General features: G+C 61.0%; 20 protein-coding genes. 5 read left to right on the top strand and 15 right to left on the bottom strand.

The window, feature by feature from the left end:
* Positions 1-6 precede the first annotated feature (6 nt).
* From ACJ8IL_RS01100 to ACJ8IL_RS01065, 8 genes are all read right to left on the bottom strand, one after another.
* On the bottom strand, positions 7-1,173 hold the full coding sequence (locus ACJ8IL_RS01100) for an SIS domain-containing protein (protein ID WP_442516302.1): 1,167 nt from the start codon (positions 1,171-1,173) through the stop codon (positions 7-9).
* A gap of 26 nt (positions 1,174-1,199) precedes the next feature.
* Entirely contained in the window at positions 1,200-1,970 is a 771-nt protein-coding gene (gene agaR / locus ACJ8IL_RS01095) for a transcriptional repressor AgaR (protein ID WP_025302959.1), read from the bottom strand.
* Between the two features lie 332 nt (positions 1,971-2,302).
* Positions 2,303-3,208, bottom strand: coding sequence for an ROK family protein (locus ACJ8IL_RS01090; RefSeq protein ID WP_049275861.1), 906 nt, complete (start codon positions 3,206-3,208; stop codon positions 2,303-2,305).
* Between the two features lie 18 nt (positions 3,209-3,226).
* Positions 3,227-4,510 carry a Gfo/Idh/MocA family protein gene (locus ACJ8IL_RS01085; protein ID WP_442516301.1) on the bottom strand — a complete coding sequence of 428 codons (1,284 nt, stop codon included), beginning with the start codon at positions 4,508-4,510 and terminating at the stop codon, positions 3,227-3,229.
* 19 nt (positions 4,511-4,529) lie between these two features.
* Entirely contained in the window at positions 4,530-5,642 is a 1,113-nt protein-coding gene (locus ACJ8IL_RS01080) for an ABC transporter ATP-binding protein (RefSeq protein WP_025302956.1), read from the bottom strand.
* A gap of 21 nt (positions 5,643-5,663) precedes the next feature.
* Complete coding sequence (locus ACJ8IL_RS01075; protein ID WP_261424649.1) at positions 5,664-6,482, bottom strand: carbohydrate ABC transporter permease; 819 nt, start codon at positions 6,480-6,482, stop codon at positions 5,664-5,666.
* 10 nt (positions 6,483-6,492) lie between these two features.
* Entirely contained in the window at positions 6,493-7,434 is a 942-nt protein-coding gene (locus ACJ8IL_RS01070) for a carbohydrate ABC transporter permease (RefSeq protein WP_442516300.1), read from the bottom strand.
* 78 nt (positions 7,435-7,512) lie between these two features.
* A complete protein-coding gene (locus ACJ8IL_RS01065; RefSeq protein ID WP_025302954.1) occupies positions 7,513-8,766 on the bottom strand; it encodes an ABC transporter substrate-binding protein in 1,254 nt (417 codons plus the stop codon).
* A gap of 465 nt (positions 8,767-9,231) precedes the next feature.
* Here ACJ8IL_RS01065 and ACJ8IL_RS01060 point away from each other — a divergent pair, with 465 nt between their 5' ends.
* From ACJ8IL_RS01060 to ACJ8IL_RS01045, 4 genes are all read left to right on the top strand, one after another.
* On the top strand, positions 9,232-10,902 hold the full coding sequence (locus ACJ8IL_RS01060) for a DUF4091 domain-containing protein (RefSeq protein ID WP_261424642.1): 1,671 nt from the start codon (positions 9,232-9,234) through the stop codon (positions 10,900-10,902).
* Between the two features lie 155 nt (positions 10,903-11,057).
* Positions 11,058-12,779 (top strand): ornithine lipid synthase OlsF, encoded by a 1,722-nt coding sequence (gene olsF, locus ACJ8IL_RS01055; RefSeq protein ID WP_025302952.1) that lies wholly within the window; start codon positions 11,058-11,060, stop codon positions 12,777-12,779.
* A 101-nt stretch (positions 12,780-12,880) separates the two neighbouring features.
* The gene (locus tag ACJ8IL_RS01050; protein WP_442516299.1) at positions 12,881-13,663 is read left to right on the top strand and encodes an N-formylglutamate amidohydrolase; all 783 of its coding nucleotides are present in this window, start codon (positions 12,881-12,883) and stop codon (positions 13,661-13,663) included.
* Positions 13,664-13,739: 76 nt separating this feature from the next.
* Positions 13,740-14,453 carry a flagellar brake protein gene (locus ACJ8IL_RS01045; protein WP_025302950.1) on the top strand — a complete coding sequence of 238 codons (714 nt, stop codon included), beginning with the start codon at positions 13,740-13,742 and terminating at the stop codon, positions 14,451-14,453.
* 43 nt (positions 14,454-14,496) lie between these two features.
* Here ACJ8IL_RS01045 and pdxY read toward each other — a convergent pair whose 3' ends face one another.
* The 3 genes from pdxY to ACJ8IL_RS01030 are packed head-to-tail and all read right to left on the bottom strand — an operon-like array spanning position 14,497 to position 16,310.
* Complete coding sequence (gene pdxY, locus ACJ8IL_RS01040; RefSeq protein WP_261424636.1) at positions 14,497-15,339, bottom strand: pyridoxal kinase; 843 nt, start codon at positions 15,337-15,339, stop codon at positions 14,497-14,499.
* A 3-nt stretch (positions 15,340-15,342) separates the two neighbouring features.
* The gene (locus tag ACJ8IL_RS01035) at positions 15,343-16,059 is read right to left on the bottom strand and encodes a glutamine amidotransferase (RefSeq protein WP_043143441.1); all 717 of its coding nucleotides are present in this window, start codon (positions 16,057-16,059) and stop codon (positions 15,343-15,345) included.
* Positions 16,056-16,310 (bottom strand): hypothetical protein, encoded by a 255-nt coding sequence (locus tag ACJ8IL_RS01030; RefSeq protein ID WP_025302947.1) that lies wholly within the window; start codon positions 16,308-16,310, stop codon positions 16,056-16,058. Before ACJ8IL_RS01030 ends, ACJ8IL_RS01035 begins: the two co-directional genes overlap by 4 nt.
* A 66-nt stretch (positions 16,311-16,376) precedes the next feature.
* On the opposite strand from ACJ8IL_RS01030, the gene ACJ8IL_RS01025 reads away from it, so the two are divergent.
* Entirely contained in the window at positions 16,377-17,681 is a 1,305-nt protein-coding gene (locus ACJ8IL_RS01025) for an aminotransferase class I/II-fold pyridoxal phosphate-dependent enzyme (protein WP_049205632.1), read from the top strand.
* Here the strand turns inward: ACJ8IL_RS01025 and ACJ8IL_RS01020 are convergent.
* The 4 genes from ACJ8IL_RS01020 to ppk2 all read right to left on the bottom strand — a co-directional run bounded on the left by ACJ8IL_RS01020 (position 17,678) and on the right by ppk2 (position 21,193).
* Positions 17,678-18,664: an MsnO8 family LLM class oxidoreductase gene (locus ACJ8IL_RS01020; RefSeq protein ID WP_197769553.1), complete on the bottom strand. Its 987-nt coding sequence runs from the start codon at positions 18,662-18,664 to the stop codon at positions 17,678-17,680. The genes ACJ8IL_RS01025 and ACJ8IL_RS01020 overlap by 4 nt on opposite strands.
* Before the next feature lie 138 nt (positions 18,665-18,802).
* Entirely contained in the window at positions 18,803-19,639 is an 837-nt protein-coding gene (gene pbpG / locus ACJ8IL_RS01015) for a D-alanyl-D-alanine endopeptidase (RefSeq protein ID WP_043143447.1), read from the bottom strand.
* Between the two features lie 93 nt (positions 19,640-19,732).
* Positions 19,733-20,158, bottom strand: coding sequence for a nucleoside triphosphatase NudI (gene nudI, locus ACJ8IL_RS01010; protein WP_442516298.1), 426 nt, complete (start codon positions 20,156-20,158; stop codon positions 19,733-19,735).
* Positions 20,159-20,278: 120 nt separating this feature from the next.
* Complete coding sequence (gene ppk2, locus ACJ8IL_RS01005) at positions 20,279-21,193, bottom strand: polyphosphate kinase 2 (protein WP_060433133.1); 915 nt, start codon at positions 21,191-21,193, stop codon at positions 20,279-20,281.
* Positions 21,194-21,207: the final 14 nt, after the last annotated feature.

The following is a 21,207-nucleotide window of genomic DNA, read 5'->3' as shown; positions in this document are numbered from 1 at the left end:
ATCTCCTTACAACTCAGGGGAGGGAAAACGGTAAATCGTCACGCCTTTCACCACCCGGTTGACCTCGCCGGTCGGGCAAGGGTTGTCCGGGGTCAGCCCCAGCGCCAGCGAACTCTCGAAGGCCAGCATCTGGGTGAACAGCAGATACGGGAACAGCAGCCAGATATCGTCAGCCGCGTCGTGCATATTCAGCAGAGCGTCGGACAGGGGTTGGCGTTCGCTGGTCAATCCGACCAACTGCATCGCCAGCCCGTCGCGCTGCAGCTCATTCCACAGATCGCGGTCATACTGGCGGGCGTAGTCGTCGTGGGAGAACATCAGCACCACCAACGTCTGGCCGTCGACCATGAATTTCGGGCCGTGGCGCAGGCCGAGCGGCGAGTCGTAGCGTGTAACGATGCGGCCGGCGGTCAGCTCCAGCATCTTAAGTGAGGCCTCTTCGGCGAGGCCGGTAAAGCAGCTGCCGCCGAGGGTGATGTAGCGGCGGAAGCCGCTGGCGGCCAGCGCTTTCACCTGCGCCTGCAGCGTTTCACGCAGTTCTCGGCAGCGCTGCACCATGGCACTCAGCGGTGCTTGGGCGGCCTCGAGCGACGTTGGGCCGAGCAGCAGCGCGGCGCTCAGCATCATGCAGCTGAAGCTGGAGGTCATGGCGAAGCTCTGATCGTTGGAACCTTGCGGCATCACCAACGAACAGACGTTGTCACGCCGATGCGCGTACTGCGCCAGCCGGCTGTCCAGGTTGCACACCAGCATCAGGTGATAGCTTTCCGGCAGCAGCTGGTCGGCCAGCTCCACCGTCGCCACGCTTTCGGGGCTGTTGCCCGAGCGGGCGAAAGAGACCAGCAGCGTCGGCCGATCAGGGTCGAGATACTGCAGCGGGTTGGCGACGATATCGGTGGTGCCGTAGGCTACCACGTCGCGGCCGGTGCGTTCGCGCAGCCAGGGCGCCAGGGCACGGCCGGCAAATGCCGAACTGCCGGCGCCGCACAGGACGATCTGCAGGCGCGGATTGGCCAGCAGCGGCGCCAGGAACGGCTGCCACTGCGCCTGTTGATCCTGCAGCTGCCGGTGCAGCGCTGCCCACAGATCCGGCTGTTGCCAAATTTCTGCGGCGGTGTGCCAGGCGTTGCGCTGCTTCAGCCAATCCGCCTCGTAAGAGAAATACGCGTTCATGATGACAGCTCCTTAAAAAGCCTCGGTTAACGGTCGGCGATAATCACGTCGATCCCTAAATGGTGCAGCGCCTGCAGGTAGTGCGCCGGAATGCGGCTGTCGGTGACCAGACGGTGGATCTGACCGATTTCGCGGATCATGCAAAAACTGGTGCGGCCGAATTTGCTGGCGTCGGCGATGGCGATCACTTCACGCGCCACCTCGCACATCACGCGGTTCAGCTGCGCTTCGCCCGGATCCGGCGTGGTGATGCCGCTCGTGAGATCGAAACCGTCGACGCCGAGAAACAGCTTGTCGAACCGGTATTGGCGCAGCTGCTGTTCGGCGGCAGGGCCGTAAAGCGACCAGGCTTTGCGGCGCACGCTGCCCCCGACCACCATCAGATCGATCTGCTCGTTGCTGGCTAATTCGAAGGCGATGTTGAGCGCGTTGGTCATCACCACCAGATCCTTTTTCCCCGCCAACTGCGGCGCCATCTGGCTGGTGGTGGAGCCGGAGTCGAGGATGACGGCATCGCCGTCTTCAATCAGCGCCGCGGCCGCGCAGGCGATGACGTGTTTTACGTCGCGATTGAGGCGGCCCTTGTCCTGCAATGGGCGGTCGAAGGCGAACTGTTTGTTCAACATAGCGCCGCCGTAGGCGCGCACCGCGCAGCCGTGTTTTTCCAGCTGGCGCAGATCGCTGCGGATGGTGACGCTGGACACCGAAAACTGCTGGCTGAGCTGCTCCACGCGCACCGTGCCCTCGCGGCACAGCTGGTCGATAATTAATTCCCGGCGTTTTGCGGTATTGATCATTAACGCAGACTCCTGATTTACCTGTAGCCGTGCCCGACCGCGGCTTAATAAGCCGCAGCGATACCGACCGGAGCGCTTTCAGTTGTTCGTGGCGAATTACAGCAAACGAAACACTGAAATGCAATCGATTAATTTTAAAATATCTATATCTATCAGATGGTTATATTTAATTTCGCTTTCAGTTTAATGCCAACCGAAAGCGGTGTTAACGCAAAGTGAAAACGGCAAATTCGTTATTTTTCAGTCGCCAATTCCCGGCATTTAATTATTCAGCCCGTCGAGGCCGAAAGCCGCAACGATCGCTCGACAACCGCCAGGCTTTCACTGTTTTTTTATGCCGGCGCGCGTAAAAGCGCCGCGCCGCGTACGCCGCTGCTGTCACCGTGCACCGGCGGGAACACCGCCGCCGGTTCCACGCCCGGCAGCAGCCAGCGCCGCATCACCGGCGGCAACAGCCGGTAAAGCTCGCCGACGTTGGACAATCCACCGCCCAGCACGAAGGCATCAACATCCAGCAGCAGCTGTAAGCCGGCCAGCGCGCTGGCCAGAATGTCGACGTAAATCGTCATCAGCCGATGCGCGAGCGCATCACCGGCACGATAGCTGGCGACCAGCGCTGGCACGTCGGCGGCCGGATGGGCGAAATGGCGGCTCAGCGCCAGCAGTCCGCTGCCGGAGACGTAGCGCTCAAAGCAGCCGGTCAGCCCGCAGTTGCAGCCGAACAGCGGCAGATCGTAACGCTGCGCCAACTGGGCCGAGATCGGCATATGGCCCCATTCACCCGCCACGCCGCTGCGTCCCTTATGCAGTTGCCGGTTCACCACCAGGCCACCGCCGGCGCCGGTGCCGATGATGGCGCCGAACACCAGCGGCAGGTGTGCGGTTTGCGGCGTACTGGCTTCCGACAGCGCGAAACAGCGGCAATCGTTCTCGATGGCGATCGGCCGCGCCAGCGCCCGCGTTAAATCATCCGCCAGGCAATGCCCGGTCAGGCAGGGCACGTTGACCGCCAGCTGGCGGCGGCTGACGGGATCGGTGATCCCCGGTAAACCGATGCCGATGCTGCCGCGCGTATGCAGTTCGCGATCCGCCTGCTCGACCAGCCCGGCGATGCAGGCCACGAATTCGCCGTAATCTCTGGTAGGGGTGCGCACCCGCTGGATCAACACCTGATTGAGCCGGCGATCGTAAGCGGCCATTTCAATCTTGGTGCCGCCGATGTCGAAGCCGTAACGCATCTCTGTCGTGGCCATGCTTCAGGCTCCGTTCAGGGCGATCACCGCCGCTTCACGGCGTGCGCGTTCGGCGGCGAACACCATCAGGTGGCTCTCCAGCGCTTCGGCCGGGCCGGCCAGCACCTGGCTCGGATCGTTGGCGCGAATGGCCGCGATAAAGTGCTGCATCAGGTAGTAGTCGCCGCCGCCGTGGCCACCCATCGCGTGCAGATCCTGGCCGGCGTCGGTGTCGTAATGCGTTTCGCCGTCGTCGAGGAACGAGGTGATGCGGATATGGCGGCCGTCGCCTTCCAGGCAGCCGCGGCTGCCGAAGATGCGGGTGTGGCGATCTTCGTGGCGAGTGAAGGCCGTCATGGTGAACGACGCAGTGCGGCCGCCGGCGAACTGCATGTTGACCACCTGATGGTCGACCACGTTATTGTCGCAGCGGTAGACGCAGCGGCCGTAGGGCCCGTCGCGCAGCGCCGCCCGCAGCGTCGTCTGGTCGGGTTCCGGCGTCAGCACCCGCAGAAAACCGGGCGTGGCCTTGTGGTCGTCGCCCAGATAGATGCGTTTGGCGGAATAGGGACAGGCTGCCTCCACCGCACAATCCAGGCAGTTGTCCGCCGCGCCGGTCGGTTGGTTTTCCCGGCGGAAGTGGCGCAAGTTGCCGAAGGAGCTGACCTGCTCGCAGGGCTGCTCCATCACGTAGCGGATCCAATCGATGTCGTGGCAGGATTTCTGCAGCAGCATAAACGCGGCCTGCCTATCGTTGCGCCAGTTGCCGCGTACGAAGGAGTGCGCCTGATGCCAGTAGCCGACCGGCTCCAGGTGTTGCAGGCTGACGATGTCGCCGATCGCGCCGTCGCGCAGCAGCTGTTTGAGCTTTTGGGTATAGCGGGTATAGCGCAGCACGTGGCCGACTGAGAAGATCAGCTTTTGGCGCACGACCTCGGCGACGATGGCCCGGCACTCGTCGGCGTCCGGCGACAGCGGTTTTTCCAGCAGCATGGCGTAGCCCTGACGGGCGAAGGCCAGCGCCGGCTCTAGGTGCATCTGATCCTGAGTGCAGATCAGCACCGCGTCGGCCAGCTTGCCGGCGTCGGCGGCCTGGCGCCAGTCGGTGAAGACGTTTTCCGGCGCGATGGCGTGCTGCACCACGAACGGCTCGCGGTAGGCATCGCGCGGTTCCGCCACCGCCACCACCTGCATCAAATCGGGGTGCGCCAGCGCATAGCGCGAGTAGATTTCACCGCGCGCACCGGCGCCGACGACCAGCACCCGCACCGGGCGCAGGGCAACGTTGTTGGGTTGTGTTGACGACATTGCTGATACTCCGCTGTTGTTATTTGAGGTTTTGGCCGCTGAGCTCGTCGAACAAATGCGCGCGCGTCAGATCGAATGCCAGATGAATGCTTTCGCCGAGGCGCGGCTCCCAGTCCGGCAGCGACGCCATGCGCAGCACGAAGCGCAGGTCAGCCAGTTCGCAGTGCAGCAACTCTTCGTTGCCCATGCGCTCGATGGTGACGATCTGCGCCGGGAAACAGTTGGCGCTGCCGGGCGCACACAGCCGCAGGGACTCCGGCCGGATGCCGAGACACACCCGCGCATGCGGGTAGTCGGCCAACTGCCGTTGCAGCGCCGGCGGCAGATCGAGCTGGTGCTGCAGGCCGATACGCAGCCGCACCGTTTGGCCGTCGCGCACGATCGCCAGATCGTGCAAATTCATCGACGGGCTGCCGATAAACTCGGCGACGAAACGGTTGGCGGGGTGGTGGTACAGATTGATCGGTTTATCCACCTGCATGATGGCGCCGCGATTCATCACGCAAATGCGATCGCCCATGGTCATCGCTTCGACCTGATCGTGGGTGACGTACACCATGGTGGCGGCGGCGCCTTCCTGCTTCAGCTGGTTGTGCAGTTCGATCAGCTGTACGCGCATCGACACCCGCAGCTTGGCGTCGAGGTTGGACAGCGGCTCATCGAACAGGAACACCTTGGGTTTGCGCACGATGGCGCGGCCGACCGCCACCCGCTGGCACTGGCCGCCGGAGAGCTGACCCGGCTTGCGCTGCAGCAGGTTGGTGATCTCCAGTTTTTCCGCCGCGTCGCGCACCCGGCGGTCGATCTCGGCCTTGCTCTCTTTGCCGATCAGGCCGAACGCCATGTTCTTGTACACCGTCATGTGCGGGTACAGCGCATAGTTCTGGAACACCATGGCGATGCCGCGATCCTTCGGCATGCTGTCGTTGACGCAGCGATCGTGGATCAGGATCTGCCCCTCGCTGACGCTCTCCAGCCCGGCGATCATCCGCAGCAGGGTAGACTTAGCGCAGCCGGACGGGCCGACGAACACCATAAATTCCCCGTCTTCAATTTCCAGATCGACGCCGTGCAGCGCGTGGAAACCGTTGGGGTAGACTTTTTTAACGCTGTTTAACTGAATTCCGGCCATGTCGTTTACCTTGTCTGCGCGTTAGCCTTTCACCCCGGCGCTGGCGATGCCCTGGATGAAATAGCGTTGGAAAATAATGAACAGCATCAACATCGGGATCACCGCCATCAGCGCCCCGGCCATCAGCAACGGGTATTCCACCCCGGCGCGGCTGGAGAGCGAGGCGAGGCCAACCGGCAGCGTCAGCTTCTCGGTGGTGGTATTGACGATCAGCGGCCACATCAGGTTGTTCCAGCTCCACAGGCCATTGATGATGACGCAGGCGATAATGCCTGGCCGGATCAGCGGCAGCATGATGCGCCAGAAGATGGCGAAGTAGTTGTAGCCGTCGATCAAAGCCGCTTCTTCCATTTCCTTCGGTACCGCCAGGAAGAACTGGCGCAGCAGGAAGGTGGCGTAAACGCTGAAAATGCCCGGCAGCACCAACCCGGTGATGCTGTTGACCAGCCCCAGCTTCTGTACCACCAGGAATTGCGGGATCAGAAATGCCTGACCGGGCACCATCAGGATCGACACGCATACCAGAAACACCGCGTCACGGCCGCGAAAATGCAGGCGCGAGAAGCCATAGGCGGCAAGGGTAGCGATCGCCATCTGCAGGGTGACGGTGAAGAAAGTCGCCAGCAGCGAGTTGAGGTAAAAGCCGGCGAACGGGATTTCGTGCATCACCCGACCGTAGGCCTGCAGGCTAGGGTGCGCTGGCAGCAGCGTCAGCGGGATCTGAATGCTCTCGGCCTGGGTTTTCAGCGAGGTCACCAGCATCCAGATAAAGGGCACCACCGAGGCCAGCGCCGCCAGCCCCATAAACAGGTACACCAGCGTTTTCTTGCTTGCGTTCATGTGCAGCTCCTCAGCGGACTTTCAGGCGCTTGCCGATCGCCATTTGAATCAGGGTGATCACCAGCGTGACGGCGAACAGCACCACGGTGATGGCGGAAGCGTAGCCTTTTTCCTGCAGGTAAAACGCGTACTTGTAGAACAGGTTGGTGACGGTCATCACGTCGTTTTCCACCAGCGCGCGGTCGAACATCAGGAACACCACGTCGAAGATTTGCAGGATCTCGATAAAGCTCATCACCGACACGAAAAACAGCGTCGGCACCATCATCGGCAACGTGATACAGAAGAAGCGGCGCAGGGTGCCGATGCCGTCGATATCCGCCGCCTCGTACAGCTGGCGCGGAATGCTCTGCAGCCCGGCCAGCAAAATGATGATCTTCAGCGCCAGCGACGACCAGATGATGATGATGGACACGCTGATGCGCACCACGTCCGGATCGGACAGCCAGGCGACCGGCGCAATGTGCAGCAGGCCCAGCGCCTGGTTGATCAGGCCGAAATCCTTGTTGAACAGCCATTGCCACACCATGGCCACCGCCGCAGGCATGGTGACCGCCGGCAGGAACAGCAGGGTGCGCAGCAGGCCTTTGCCACGGATGTTCTGATTGAGGCCGATCGCCAGCAGCAGCGACAGGCTCAGGCTGATCGGTACGCACACCACCACGTAGAACAAGGTGTTGGCGGCGGCGGTGTAGAAGTCGTCGTCTTCGAACAGGTTGAGATAGTTATCGACGCTGATGCTGCTCCAGCGCATGAACTGGTTCAGATCGGTAAAGCTGTAAAAAATGTTTTGCAAAAAGGGGATCAGGTAAAACACCGTCACCCCCAACAACAGCGGCAGGATCATCACCCAGCCCCAGAAGCGTTCGGCGCGTTCGAGCCGATTGAGCGCGGGGCGGGCGGTGCGCCGGGATGGTTTCAGGGTGACCGTAGCCGTTTCTGCCAGCGACATGTTGCCATTCCTCACCTATGACGTTCAGCGTGGGTCCACCGCGGCGCGCGCTCGGGGCAGCGCCCCGCGGCGGGGCGATTACTGCTCCATGACGCGCGCGATCTTCTTGACCGATTTGTCCATTTCCTGCTTAGCGTCCGCGCCCATAAAGATCTTCTTCAGGCTGGCTATCCACATGTTCTGCCACTTCGGCGTATTGGTGCCGGCGGTGGGGTAAGCCTGGGTCACTTCAAGGGTCTGGATATAAGGTGAAACGTCGACTTTCTGAATCTGCTGCGCCCAGACCTTGGCCGCCGTCTTGTTGGCCGGGATCACCACCTTGGCCAGCTCAGCCTGTGAGGCTTCGCTGCTCATGAAGGCAATATATTTCCAGGCGGCCTGCTTATGGGCGCTTTTGGCCGACATGGCGAAGGCCAGGCTGTGCGCCACGCCGGACTGGCGTTCAATTTTGGGCATCATCACCACGCCGATGTGGTCGTTGATCAGCGGGTTATTGGCGAACGGTGCCGCCAGCCAGGAACCGGCATAGACCATCGCCGCGCGGTTGGACTGGAAGATGTTCTCGGTTTTGACTTCGCTCATCTGCTGGGCGCTTGGCATCAGGCCGTCTTTCATCATGCCCTGCAGCTGCTGGTAGACCCAGAGGGATTTGTCGTTGGCGATGTCGGTGGGCTGGCCGTCTTTCGGCACGATGTGATTGCCGTTTTGGAACAGCAGGTTCATGTAACTGTCCTGGCCGTCGATGCTGAGATCCATCACCAGCGGGAAGGCCGTGCCTTTCAGCCCGTTTTTCAGCGCGGTAGCCTTGCTTTTCAGATCGTCCCAGCTCCAGTCGCTGGTGGGGTAGCTGACGCCGGCCTGATCGAACAGTTTTTTGTTGTACCACACGGCGATGGAATCGACGTCGCGCGGGATGGCCATCTGCTGGCCGTCGTACTGGTAGGCTTTCACCGAGCTGGCGACCACGTCGTCCAGCTTAAGGCCGCTGTCTTTAATATAGGGTGCCAGCGGCTCCATAATGCCGTTTTTGGCGTACTGCACAAAATAAGGCATATTGATCCAGAATATATCCGGCGCCACGCCGCCGGCGGCTGCGGAATCTAATTTAACGAAATATTGTGCCGAGGGGGTTAATTCTATTTCTATTTTTATATCCGGGTTGGCCTGCTCAAATCGCTTAGCAATCTCCTGTTCGGATGATAATTGATTTCTGTCCCAAACGGCATAGCGCAATGTTATTTTATCTGCGGCGTGGAGCAGCGTGGGTAATAATAATGCGCTGGCAAGAATAGAATGCGCCAGCAGGCGGCCGGTATTTTTTATCGGTGACATTGCTTTCCCCTCGGTGAGCGACGAATAGCGTTTTTCGCAACGTAAATTCTTTCTATCCCTTAACTTTCAATGTGTCAATACACCCCCAAACGCCCAAAAATGGGGCGTTAATGTTTCATTGTTGTTAAAATCGAAAGGCTTTGACGGCCAAGTGAAAGGTGTGTTTATTCACAATTTGTTAACCTTTTGACGGGTTTTTTCCCCGGTGGCGCGGCATTTAGCGGCCTTCGCAGGCATAGGAATAACTGATAACCCTTGCACCATAATGGGGATTAAAAACATTTTTATTGTGCAAGCTTCTGCTTCTTTCATTTTTGTGATGCAAATAAACAAAAAAATCTTGCTGTGGCTGTCAGAGGAGGGTGCAGGAACGTTTTTTATTGCCGGCTATTGTCTGTGGCGATAAAAGACGTTAGCCTGGATTTCACAATATTGATTTATCCAAAATAAAGAGGGCCGATTATCATGCGCCTGTCTCTGGTATTTACGCATTGCCTGGAGAAAGTATTTCATCGCCAAAATATGCCGCCCGTTGCCGTAGAAAATCGGCTGAGCGGGTTAAATAACGAGGTGCTTTCCTGGCAGGCGGTGTACTGTTTGCAAACCCCGGGCAACGAGACTCGCCATGAGCTCAGTTATCAACTTGACGGACCGCTGGCGGCGTATATCAGCGTGCGCCAGGTGCAATCGGTACCGAGCGGTTTTCCCTGTTATCGCGAGATCGATGAGAATTACCTGACGACCGAGCCGGGCTTATTTCCCGATCCGCTGATGCCGCTGCCGCAACGGCGTTTTTTTGCCGCCTGCCGCTATTATGGCAGCCTGTGGCTGACCCTGACGCCGCCGGCCGCAGCGAAACTGGCGGGCGACTTTCCGTTGACCCTGCGGCTGCTGGATGCGCAAACCGGAGAAGCGCTGGCCGAGGCCACGCTGACGCTGCATCTGGTGCCGGCGGCGTTGCCGCCGCAAACGCTGTTGCATACCGAGTGGCTGCATACCGACTGCCTGGCGGATTACTATCGCCTGGCGGTGTTCAGCCCGGATTACTGGCGCGCGGTGCGCAACTTTGTGCGCTGTGCGGTGCAGGCCGGCGTCAATATGCTGCTAACGCCGCTGTTTACGCCACCGCTGGATACCGCCGTCGGCGGCGAACGCACCACGGTGCAGCTGGTGAGGGTGATGCGTTCGGCGCAGGGGTATGGCTTCGATTTCAGCCGCCTGGCGCAGTGGGTGGCGTTGGCGCAGGAAGAGGGCATCGAGCACTTCGAAATCGCGCCGCTGTTTACCCAATGGGGCGCGGCGCATGCGCCGAAGATCGTGGTGGAGGAGCAGGGCGAGGCGCGACCGCTTTTCGGCTGGCACACCGATGCGCAGGGCGAAGCGTACCAGCGTTTTCTGCAGGCGCTGCTGCCGGCGTTGACCGCCTGGTTCCGCGAACGGGGGCTGGAACGGCAGGTGTGGTTCCATGTTTCCGATGAGCCGACGCTGGACAACCTGGCGGCCTACCAGCGCGCCAGCGCCGCGCTACGCCCATTGCTGGATGGCTTTCGCACCTTCGATGCGCTGTCGGATTTCGCTTTCTATCAGCGAGGCCTGGTGGAAATCCCGGTCGCTGCCACCGATCATATCGAACCCTTTATCGAACACCGGGTGCCTGGCCTGTGGGCCTATTATTGCTGCGTACAGAAGACCGAGGTCGCCAACCGGTTCTTCGCCCAGCCTTCGGCGCGCAACCGCATATTGGGCGTGCAGCTCTATCTGTACCGCATCGCCGGCTTCCTGCATTGGGGATTCAACTTCTATAACAGCGCCCATTCGCGCGAGCGCATCAACCCTTACGCCGTGACCGACAGCGGCCATGCGTTTCCCTCCGGCGATCCGTTCGTGGTCTATCCGGGTGAGGATCTGCAGCCGGTGGAGTCGCTGCGCCTGCGGGTGCTGCATCAGGGGCTGCAGGACATGCGCGCGCTGCAGCTGCTGGAGAGTCTGACCGACCGGGCGACGGTGGAGGGGCTGATCGAACGCGAACTGGGCATGCGCATTACCTTCAAACGTTATCCGCACCAGGCCGGGCCGCTGCTGCGCTTGCGCGAAGCGGTGAACCGCCGCATCGAAGCGCTGCTGGCGCCGATGTGAGGGCAAGTGGGGGCGAAAATGCGTCTTTCGCTCCCAATTCGTCATTACTTTGCTATACCTGATAGTCGATGGATTCATTTTATTGTCATGTAACTGACACGTCAGAGTCACGGCTCTGGCTTAAGTTTGCAGCGACTACGTCAGGAGATAACGCGATGTTCAGCCTGGATTCTCTGTTGCAAGATGCATTTCCACACCGCAATACCCCTGCCTGGCAGCGCAGCCTGCTAAGAACCCTTCTCTTCGAAAAAGAATTCAAACAGTTCGCTGCCGACTATCCCCACCTGAAAGGGCTCGATCTGATCGAGCAGGTGGTGGACTACTTCAACCTCAGCTGCGAGCTGGTGGACGGCGATCTGGAAAACATCCCGAGCCAGGGGCCGGTGGTGCTCGTCGCCAATCACCCGATCGGCTCACTCGACGGCCTGGTGCTGCTGCGCGCCGTCGCGGCGGTGCGCCCGGATGTGAAAGTGGTGGCCAGCCAGCTGCTGACCTATATCGAACCGCTGCGCAACCTGTTCGTGCCGGTGGATAACGTCGCTTATAAAACCAGCCGCAAACAGATTGAAGGGATGCAGCAGCAACTGGACAATCAGGGCGCGCTGATCCTGTTCCCGGCTGGCGAAGTGTCGCGCATGAGCCCGAAAGGCATCCGCGATGGCCACTGGCATACCGGCTTTCTGCGCCTGGCCGCCAAGGCGCGCGCGCCGATCGTGCCAATCCACATCAGCGCGCGCAACAGCAACCTGTTCTACTTTACCTCGCTGGTTTATCGGCCGCTGTCGACGCTGCTGCTGGTGCGTGAAATGTTCCAGCAGCGGGGCGGGCGCATCAAGATCCGCGTCGGCGGCCGTGTGCCGTTCGCCAGCTGGCACGACGGCCACACCAGCGCCAAGGATCTGGCGGAGCGCTTTCGCCGCCACGTCTATCGCCTGGGCCAGGGCAAACCGGGGCTGTTCGCCAGCGAGTCGCCGATCGCGCTGCCGGAAGAGCGTCTGGAGCTGAAAAAGGCGTTGGCGAACTGCGAACGGTTGGGGGTAACGCCGGACGGTAAAACCATCTACCTCTATCGCCGCCGTGACGAAGCGCGTACGCCAATCCTGCGCGAGCTGGGGCGCCTGCGCGAGATCGCCTTCCGCGCGGTGGGGGAAGGATCCGGCCGCCGCCGCGATCTGGATAGCTACGACGACGATTACTACCACCTGGTGCTGTGGGATGAGGAAGAGCTGGAGATCGTCGGCGCCTATCGTTTTATTCCCACCGCCGAACAAATCGAACGCAAAGGGCTGGAAAGCATCTATAGCAACAGCCTGTTCCATTACGACCGCGATATGGAACCGATCCTGGCGCAGGGCATCGAACTGGGGCGCAGCTTCATTCAGCCGGCCTATTGGGGCAAGCGCGGGCTGGACTATTTGTGGCTGGGCATCGGCGCCTATCTGTCGAAATACCCGCAATATCGCTATCTGTTCGGCCCGGTGTCGATCTCCGGCGGCATGCCGCTGGCGGCGCGCGATTTGCTGATCGCCTTCTACCGGCTCTATTTCTCGCCGGATCACGCCTTCGCGCAGTCGCGCCGGCCTTATCCGGCGTCGCTGCCGCAGGTGTTGGCGCAGTTTGCCGGAGACAACTACCAGGAAGATCTGGTACGGCTGAAGAGCCTGCTCAGCAACATCGGCTGCTCGATCCCGACGCTGTACAAGCAATACACCGAGCTGTGCGAACCGGGTGGGGTGCAGTTCATCGACTTCGGCACCGATCCGGCGTTCAACAACTGTATCGACGGACTGGTGCTGGTGGATACCACGCGGCTCAAGCCGTCGCGCTATCAGCGTTATATCGCGGTGCACCAGCCACAGCCAGCCGAGACGGCATGACTACAGTCTGACTCATGCCTTTTTGATCTAAGCACGACCTTGGGGCCGGCGACGGGATAGCGCTACGATAAACGTTTTGCTTTCCACCGCCGGAGCCCGTCATGCCCCATTCGTTTATCCCGCCGTTATTGTCCGCCGATGAACCGCCCGCAGCTGCCGTTGAAATCCCGCGCGGCAAAGCGCCTTTTTTGCTGCTGTGCGATCACGCCGGCAAGGCGATACCGCAGTCCCTTGGCGACCTCGGTTTGCCGCCGGGGGAGATTGAACGCCACATCGGCTGGGATATCGGCGCGCTGAGCGTGTCGCGCCATCTGAGCCGCCAACTGGACGCCACGCTGATCCATCAGCGTTACTCACGGCTGGTGATCGACTGCAATCGGGCGCCCGGCATCGCCAGCTCGATCCCGCCTTTGTCCGAACTGACGCCCATCCCCGGCAATATCGGTATCGACGCCGAGCACGCGCTGGCGCGCGAACGCGAGGTGTTTTTGCCGTATCACCACGCCATCGACGATCATCTGGGGCAACGCCAACTGCGCGAACTGCCGACGGCGGTGATCGCCATGCACAGCTTCACGCCGGTGTTCAAGGGCGAATCGCGCCCCTGGCAGGTGGGCCTGCTGTTTAACCGCTACCCGGAATTTGCGCTGCTGCTGGCCGAACTGCTGCGCGAAGAGGGGGATTTGCAGGTGGGGATCAACGAACCCTATGCGATGACCGACGCCACCGACTACACGTTGCCGGTGCATGCGGAACGTCGCGGTTTGCCTTATGTCGGCATCGAAATCCGCCAGGATCTGATTGCCGATGAACGCGGGCAGCAGGCGTGGGCGAAACGTTTCGCACGCCTGCTGCCGCAGGCCTGGCAGCGTTGGCAAATTTGACTTTAGGAATATTCCCAGAGATGATAACCGTAAGGAATACGTAATACGTCATTAGAAAAAAAGTCAGGAGAGACGTGTGGAGCACAGCGATAACGGACTGTTTATCAAACGGGAGCGTTTTGAAGTTCTGGCGATTCTGCGTGAAATTTGCAAACAACGCACGCCGCTGCGCGTAGAAAATCAGCAGCACCGGTTTCAAAGTCTGTTATTGAGCGTCGGGCCGGACAATATCGTGTTTAGCGGTGAGGAAGCGGAAAATGCCATCGACGGCGCCTGCACCATCGTGATTGAAAGCAACGACGCTAAAATCGAGTTTTCCGTCGGCCAGGCGGAACTGACCGAACATCAAGGCGTCCAGGCCTGCTCGACCCGGCTGCCGCAGGAGTTGGTCTACATCCAGCGCCGCCGTCAGTTCCGCATCACCACGCCACACTGGCGCCAATTCTTCTGTACCGGCGAATACCCGGACGGCACGCCTTATGAGCTGCGGATCCACGATCTGTCTGCCGGCGGCGTCGGTTTGCGCTTCGACGGGCCGCTACCGGATTTCTTCCAGCCGGGCCTGCAGTTCAAGAAAGCGGAGTTGGATCTGGGCAGCTACGGCAGCTTCAAGGTCAACATGGAGCTGGTGGTGGTCAACGACGATCAGGAAACCGACGATAACGATCAGGTGGTGCACTTCTCGCGCCTGTCATGCCGTTTCCTCAAGCTGGGGTTGGCGATGGAGCGCAAAATTCAGAGCGCCGTGTTCGCCTTCGAGCTGGATTTCAACAAAAAGAAAAAACGCTGATAGTGATCAGGGGCGGCACGCTGCCCCTGACTCTCCACCGGCCTTACGGCTTTAACGCCCGCAGGCTGCCGATTTCCTCCCAACCGAAATGTGCCGCTTCGGCCAGCACGTCGCACACTTCACCCCCGGCGGCGACCACGGCCGCGTCGAGCGCAGCGCCGTGCAGCAGATGGCTGACCAGCAATGCGGCGAACAGATCGCCGGTGCCTTTGACCGCCGATTTAACCTTCGGATGGGTAAAGCACTGTGTTTCCTGCCGGGTGACCAGCATTAAGCCGACTTCGTCTTCGTGCTGTGCGACGCCCGGCGCGCTGGTGACCAGCACCCATTCGGTGGTGTTGTTCAACAGCGCCTGCGCGGCGTGCTGCGTCTGCTCCCGGCTGCTCAGTTGTCGGCCGCACAGCTGTTCCAGTTCAAAGCCGTTCGGCGTCAGGCCGTTGGCCAGCCGCAGGAACGGCGATCGATAGCAGTTGACGATGCGCTCATCCACGTAGATCCCTTCACCGTAATCGCCCATCACCGGATCGATATAGATTTTTATCTGAGGATTGAGCGAGCGCACCCGCTGCAGCCAGTTGGCCAGAATATGGCACTGCATCACATCGCCCAGGTAGCCGACAATCACCGCCCGGGTGCGCTTCATCACGCCGCGGGCAATCAGATCGTCGAGAAAGCCGCCGAACCACTCGCCGGAAATGACGCCGCCGTGCGGCTTGCCGTAATAGGGCGGGCAGCCGAACAGCACGCTCGGCACCTGCAGCGCTTCCAGCCCCTTTTTCAGCAGTGCGCGGTAGGCGATGCCGTTGCCGACGCTGCCGTAGACCACCTGAGATTGAATGCTGATCACGTCGATGGACGGTGACCGCAAGGGTGAAGACTGTTGCATGAGTTACATCCTTGGTTCGTTATTATCCAGCCAGCGTGCGAACACCTGCCGCGCGCGTTGTTCCAGCTGTGCGCCGTGGCACGCCGCCTGTTCGCGCAGGCTCTGTGGCGCAACGCCGGCCAGTTCCAGCTCGCAGGCATGGCCAATCAGCCAGCGTTCGATATCGCGATGATCCGCCTCCAGATGGAACTGCAGGCCGAGCGCGAACCCCTGATAGTCGAAAGCCTGATGTGGGCAAATCGCCGTGCCGGCCAGGCAGCGGGCACCGTCCGGGATCATGAACATATCGCCGTGCCAATGCAGCACCGGCGTATCGGCCAGCGGGGCCAGCACCGAGTCGTCTTCCGCCGCGAGCGTGCTCAGCGGGGCGAAGCCGATCTCTTTGACGCCGAGCGAGATCACGTCGGCGCCCAGTGCCTGGGCGATCACCTGCGCGCCGAGACAAACCCCGAGGGTCGGTCGCCGCTGCGCCAGGCGCTGTTTGACCAGCGCTAATTCATGGTCGAGAAAATCATAGCGCTGCTCACCGGAAAAGTGTTGGGCGGCGCTGATCGGCCCGCCGAGCACTACCAACAGATCGGTCTCTTCATTATTGATAGCACGAATATCATCGCGGCCGGCATCGTAATAGTCGATCTGATAGCCGCGCAGCGAGAGCAGAGAACCGAGGATACCCAGGTTTTCAAAATTGACGTGTCGAATGGCGACGGCTTTTTTCATTGTTCAACCTCGCTAGCGTGAGTGAAAGGGGTCAGCGCCAGCGACTCGCCCAGCACAGTGATGCCTTGCGCACCGCTCTGGTAGACGATGCGACGTTCGCTGACCTGGCTGAGCTGCACCTGATAACCCTGAGCGGCCGGGAACAGCGCGCACGCCTGTTCCAGCTGATCGGCTGCCCAGGGAGTGAACATCTGCAGGCGGGCAAAGGCTTTTCCTGCATACTGAATGTCGAGCACGTAATGTTTATCCATGGAACCCCTTACTTTTGGCCGCGGAAACGGGTAATCTATTTTGAACTAGTACAAAAGGATTTATGTATGAATTCATTGTATGCAAAAGGCGGCGGCGCTGTCCAGATTGCCGAGCAGATTGCCGCACGCATCAAAGACGGCGCGCTGCGGCCAGGTGAGCTGTTGCCGCCGGTACGCCAACTGGCGGCGGAGCTGGAGGTCAATCCGAATACCGTCGCCAGCGCTTACGCCCGATTGCGTGACGCCGGTCTGGTGGCGACGCGCGGGCGGGCCGGAACGGTGGTGCTGGAGCCGCCGCTGGCGGCGGTGAGTGCGGCCTATGTGCCGCGTCAGGTGCCTGCAGGGATGTGCGATCTGGCCAGCGGTAACCTGGATGCCGCATTGTTGCCGGTGCTGGCGCTTGGCACGGCGGAGGTGTTCCCGCAGCAAAACGGCTATGACATCAGCGGTGATCTGCCGATATTGACCGGTCTGGGTCGCGAGTGGCTCGGCCGCCAGGGCGTCGCGCTGGGGGAGCCGGCGGTGTTCTCCGGCGCGCTGGATGCGATGGAAAAGGCGCTGCGCTGCCATGTGCAGCCGGGCGCGGCGGTGTGGGTGGAAGATCCCTGCTGGCCGCCGCTATTGACGCTGTTGCGCCACCTGCGCCTGCGGCCGCTGCCGCTGGCGGTAGATGAACAGGGCTGTCGGTTGCCGGAAAGCGGGGCGGCCGCTGCGGTGATCCTGACGCCGCGCGCCCACAATCCGACCGGCGCCTCGCTCTCTGCGCAACGCGCGCAGCAGTGGCGGCGTTTTCTGCACGACAACCCGCAGTGTCTGGCGATCGTCGACGATTTCTGGGGGCCGCTGTCGCAGCAGCCGCTGCATCTGCCGTTCGACGGCGATCGCGGCCTGTACGTGCTGTCGCTGAGCAAGTTTCTCAGCCCGGATCTGCGTATCGCGCTGGCCTGCGGCGACCCGACGTTGCTGCAGGCGATGCGCGCCGATCAGTACATCAGCGAACGCTGGGTCAGCCATATCTTGCAGCAGATCGCCGCCAGACTGTGGGGACAGGCGTTGCAGGAAGGGCAACTGCAGCGGGCTCAACAGGCGTATCAGGCCAGAAGGGATGAACTGGTACAGCGGCTCAATACGTTGAATCACACGGCGCTGGCGGCGGGTGAAGGGCTGCATCTGTGGTTGCCGGTGAGATCAGAAACTGCCGCCGCGCAGCTGATGGCGCAGCGGGGGTGGTTGGTGCAGGGCGGTGAACCTTTCCGCCTGAAGGGCGGCCCGGCGCTCCGCGTCAGCCTGGCTAACGTCACGCCGGCGCAGTTGGCGCCGCTGGCGCAGGATCTGACCGACGCCATGCGGGCCAGCGCGGCGATCAACTAGGCCGGCGTCAGGCTCTCCTCCGCCAGCAGCTGTAGCGAAGTGAGCCGGGCGCTCGGTTCGCCGATCGGCGTGTCGATGATGAACTCGTCCACGTCGTACCGCTGCTGCAGCTGCGCCAGTTGCTGATGTACCTGCGGCGCGGTACCAAGCAGGATATGGCTTTCCCGCGGCTCGATGCGGTAGTCGGTGGCGCCGGCCTGCTGCACGAAACTCTCTGCCTGCGCCAGGCTACCGACGGTCACGCTCTGCTCACCGGCGACGTGCACGCGGTATTGCTGAATATCCGCCGCCAGCGTCGCGGCCTGCTCTGGGCTCTGCGCCACGATCGCCGCCACCGCCAGCAGCGCCTTGCGGCCGCCGCTCAGTGCGGTGTAGTGCGCCAGCGCCTCGCGGATATCTTGCGGATTGCCGTTCAGATGCGCGGCAAACACGAAGGCCCAGCCGGATTCGGCCGCCAGCGTCGCGCTCTCTTTACTGGCGCCGAGCAGAAAGCGCTGGGCGGCGTGCGGCGGCAGCGGTGTGGCGCTCAGGCCCGGTTCGGCGTCGTCGTTCAGGTAGGCGGTCAGCTGCGACAGCTGCTGCGGGAATGCCGGTTTGTTTTGTCGGTCATGGACGGCCTGCAGCGCCTGGGTGGCGAGCGGCAGCCCGCCGGGCGCTTTGCCTACCCCGAGATCGACGCGCCCCGGCGCCAGCGCCGCCAGCAGGTTAAAGTTTTCGGCTACCTTGTAGGCGCTGTAGTGTTGCAGCATCACGCCGCCAGAGCCGATGCGAATGCGCGACGTCTGGCCGAGCAGGTAGCCGATCAGTATTTCCGGCGACGGGCAGGCGAGCTGCGGCGTGTTGTGGTGTTCCGCCAGCCAGAAACGCCGATAGCCCCAGCGTTCCGCCTGTTGCGCCAGATGCAGCGTGCGCGCCAACGCCTGCGCGGCGCTTTCCCCGTCGGCGATCGGACTTTTTTCCAATATGCTCAAGGCATAAGCCATTTTCCCGCTCCTTTGATCATCAGATATGCCTGACAAATACCATGCGGGCGGCGTGAGGCTTAATACTGATTGGCGATAGGATATTCCATTGATCCAAAACGGATTTGGATATGCGTGGGACGGTAAAGCGCCACGGTGTTACCCCTCGAGCCAGGCCTTCAGGCGAATGGCGTCACGGTAGTGGCCGTAGCGCGGCTGCGCGCCGAGCAGGATCATCACCACCGGTTGGCCTTTGATGGTGGTGCGCATCACCAGGCAGTGACCGGCCTCGTCGGTAAAGCCGGTTTTCTGCAGCTGGATCTTCCAGGCCGGGTTATTGATTAAGCCATTGGAGCTGCGGTAGACCAGTTGGCCGCGGCCGGGGCGTACGATCTGCTGCTTGTCGGTGCTGAAGCGGCGGATCGACTGATAGCGATAGGCGTGATTGACCATCTTCAGCAGATCGTTGGCGCTCGCCACGTTGCGCGGCGTCAGCCCGGTCGGATCGTAGAAGCGGGCGCGTTTCATGCCGATGGCGCGCGCTTTCTGATTCATTTTCGCCACGAAGGCCTTGCGCCCGCCGGGATAGCTGCGGCTCAGCGCCGCGGCAGCGCGGTTCTCCGAAGACATCAGGGCGATGTGCAGCATGTCGCGGCGGCTGAGCACCGAGCCGATGGTCAGCCGCGAATGGGTTTTCTTCAGCAGATCGCGATCGGCGGCGGTGACTTTGAGCTTGCCGCCCATCGGACGTTTGCTGTCCAGGGCGACCATGGCGGTCATCAGCTTGGTGAGCGAGGCGATCGGCAGTACGCGGTTCGGCTGCTTCTGATAGAGGGTCTTTCCGGTGCGTTGATTGACGACCAGCACCGATTTGGCATTCAGCACCAGCGGTGGCGCAGCGGCATACACGGGCGCCAAAACGAACAGCAGGCTGAACAGAAGGGCGGCGCCGAAGCGCCGGACAGGCAGACGGAGAAAAGCGTGAGATAAAAGCATAACGGCGGAAATAGTGACCCTAAGTGATTAAAAAATATCAAAAGAGTCTGCCCGGCAAATGTGAAGGAAATAGGGCGATAATCGCTCAAACTGTTACAACAATCCCTTTTGCTGCAGCGTGAAGCGGGTAGCCTCGTTCAAATCGTAGTCCCCCAGGCGCTCGCGCGGCACCCAGGCGTAGTCGTCGAACTCGTCGTTGATCGTTACGTCGCGGTTGGCGGCATGGCAGTCGAAAATCAGGTAAATCATGTAGATTTGCTCCTGGCGGCCGTCGGCGTAGGTTTTCATGCGCACGTCGTCGCGGAAGGTCCAGGGCGTGATGTTGTCGAGGATCAGCGCGGCGCCCAGCTCTTCGCGTACTTCGCGCCGCAGCGCTTGCTCTATCTGTTCACCCGGCTCGACGCCGCCGCCGGACAGCGCACACTGGCCGGGAAACACGCCTTTGTGCGCCGCCATTTTGCACAGCAGTAAGGCGTTATCGTTTTCAATCAGTGGGCAAACAATGATGCGTTGGCGCATGGAAGACTCCTGTCAAAATGGAAAACAACCACTTTAACATGGGGTTTGGCACAGTAGCGTGAGAGAAATCAAAGCGTTGTCCTCGTACAGAGAAGCGGCAACCGCTTCTCTGCGCTAAGGTCAGTAGATTTCCGGCACCACCATGTTGTCCGGCACCGGACTACGGTGGTATTCCGGGCTGCGTTTGCGCTGCGGCAGCGTGATGACGTTGCCTTCGGCCTCCTCATAAGGCACCTGCTGCAGCAGGTGAGTGATGCAGTTCAAGCGGGCCTTTTTCTTGTCGACGCCCTGAACTACCCACCAGGGTGCCTCGGCAATGTTAGTGCGCGCTAACATGACCTCTTTGGCTTCGGTGTAGTCTTCCCAGCGGCGGCGGCTTTCCAGATCCATTGGGCTGAGCTTCCACTGTTTGAGCGGATCGTGAATGCGGCTGAGGAACCGCAGCTCCTGCTCGTCATCGGTGATCGAAAACCAATATTTGACGATTTGGATGCCGCTGCGCGTCAGCATTTTTTCGAATTCCGGCACGCTGCGGAAAAACTCCTCATACTCTTCGTCGTTGCAAAAGCCCATCACGCGTTCCACGCCGGCGCGGTTATACCAGCTGCGGTCGAACAGCACCATTTCGCCGGCGGCGGGCAGATGCGCGATGTAACGCTGAAAATACCACTGGGTGCGTTCGCGATCGTTTGGCGCCGGCAGCGCCGCCACGCGGCAAGTGCGCGGGTTGAGGCGCTGGGTGATGCGTTTGATCACGCCACCCTTGCCGGCGGCGTCGCGGCCTTCGAAGATGATCACCAGCCGGTGGCCGGTGCGCATCACCCAATCCTGCAGCTTCACCAGTTCGCCCTGCAGGCGCAGCAGTTCGCGGAAGTATTGTTTGCGCCAGGCTTTTTTCGCGTCGCTGTCGACTTCTGCCGTGTCGAAGCGCAGGTCGTCCAGCTCCATTTCCAGCTCTTCATCGTAGCTGTCGTAAAATTCTTGCAGCAGGCGCTGGTTGAAACCGTCATCGCGGTTGAATTCATGCATGGTCATCAGATTTTCTCCGT

The sequence above is a fragment of the Serratia sp. CY47444 genome (assembly GCF_052168635.1).
In the GTDB taxonomy this organism is placed as follows: Bacteria; Pseudomonadota; Gammaproteobacteria; order Enterobacterales; family Enterobacteriaceae; genus Serratia; species Serratia bockelmannii.
This window is presented reverse-complemented; position numbering and strand designations above follow the sequence as displayed.

Excerpts from the sequence above, each read along its gene's own strand:
- ACJ8IL_RS01100 (WP_442516302.1), bottom strand. The coding sequence starts at position 1,173 with ATGAACGCGTATTTCTCTTACGAGGCGGATTGGCTGAAGCAGCGCAAC.
- agaR (WP_025302959.1), bottom strand. The coding sequence starts at position 1,970 with ATGATCAATACCGCAAAACGCCGGGAATTAATTATCGACCAGCTGTGC.
- ACJ8IL_RS01090 (WP_049275861.1), bottom strand. The coding sequence starts at position 3,208 with ATGCGTTACGGCTTCGACATCGGCGGCACCAAGATTGAAATGGCCGCT.
- ACJ8IL_RS01085 (WP_442516301.1), bottom strand. The coding sequence starts at position 4,510 with ATGTCGTCAACACAACCCAACAACGTTGCCCTGCGCCCGGTGCGGGTG.
- ACJ8IL_RS01080 (WP_025302956.1), bottom strand. The coding sequence starts at position 5,642 with ATGGCCGGAATTCAGTTAAACAGCGTTAAAAAAGTCTACCCCAACGGT.
- ACJ8IL_RS01075 (WP_261424649.1), bottom strand. The coding sequence starts at position 6,482 with ATGAACGCAAGCAAGAAAACGCTGGTGTACCTGTTTATGGGGCTGGCG.
- ACJ8IL_RS01070 (WP_442516300.1), bottom strand. The coding sequence starts at position 7,434 with ATGTCGCTGGCAGAAACGGCTACGGTCACCCTGAAACCATCCCGGCGC.
- ACJ8IL_RS01065 (WP_025302954.1), bottom strand. The coding sequence starts at position 8,766 with ATGTCACCGATAAAAAATACCGGCCGCCTGCTGGCGCATTCTATTCTT.
- ACJ8IL_RS01060 (WP_261424642.1), top strand. The coding sequence starts at position 9,232 with ATGCGCCTGTCTCTGGTATTTACGCATTGCCTGGAGAAAGTATTTCAT.
- olsF (WP_025302952.1), top strand. The coding sequence starts at position 11,058 with ATGTTCAGCCTGGATTCTCTGTTGCAAGATGCATTTCCACACCGCAAT.
- ACJ8IL_RS01050 (WP_442516299.1), top strand. The coding sequence starts at position 12,881 with ATGCCCCATTCGTTTATCCCGCCGTTATTGTCCGCCGATGAACCGCCC.
- pdxY (WP_261424636.1), bottom strand. The coding sequence starts at position 15,339 with ATGCAACAGTCTTCACCCTTGCGGTCACCGTCCATCGACGTGATCAGC.
- ACJ8IL_RS01035 (WP_043143441.1), bottom strand. The coding sequence starts at position 16,059 with ATGAAAAAAGCCGTCGCCATTCGACACGTCAATTTTGAAAACCTGGGT.
- ACJ8IL_RS01030 (WP_025302947.1), bottom strand. The coding sequence starts at position 16,310 with ATGGATAAACATTACGTGCTCGACATTCAGTATGCAGGAAAAGCCTTT.
- ACJ8IL_RS01025 (WP_049205632.1), top strand. The coding sequence starts at position 16,377 with ATGAATTCATTGTATGCAAAAGGCGGCGGCGCTGTCCAGATTGCCGAG.
- ACJ8IL_RS01020 (WP_197769553.1), bottom strand. The coding sequence starts at position 18,664 with ATGGCTTATGCCTTGAGCATATTGGAAAAAAGTCCGATCGCCGACGGG.
- pbpG (WP_043143447.1), bottom strand. The coding sequence starts at position 19,639 with ATGCTTTTATCTCACGCTTTTCTCCGTCTGCCTGTCCGGCGCTTCGGC.
- nudI (WP_442516298.1), bottom strand. The coding sequence starts at position 20,158 with ATGCGCCAACGCATCATTGTTTGCCCACTGATTGAAAACGATAACGCC.
- ppk2 (WP_060433133.1), bottom strand. The coding sequence starts at position 21,193 with ATGACCATGCATGAATTCAACCGCGATGACGGTTTCAACCAGCGCCTG.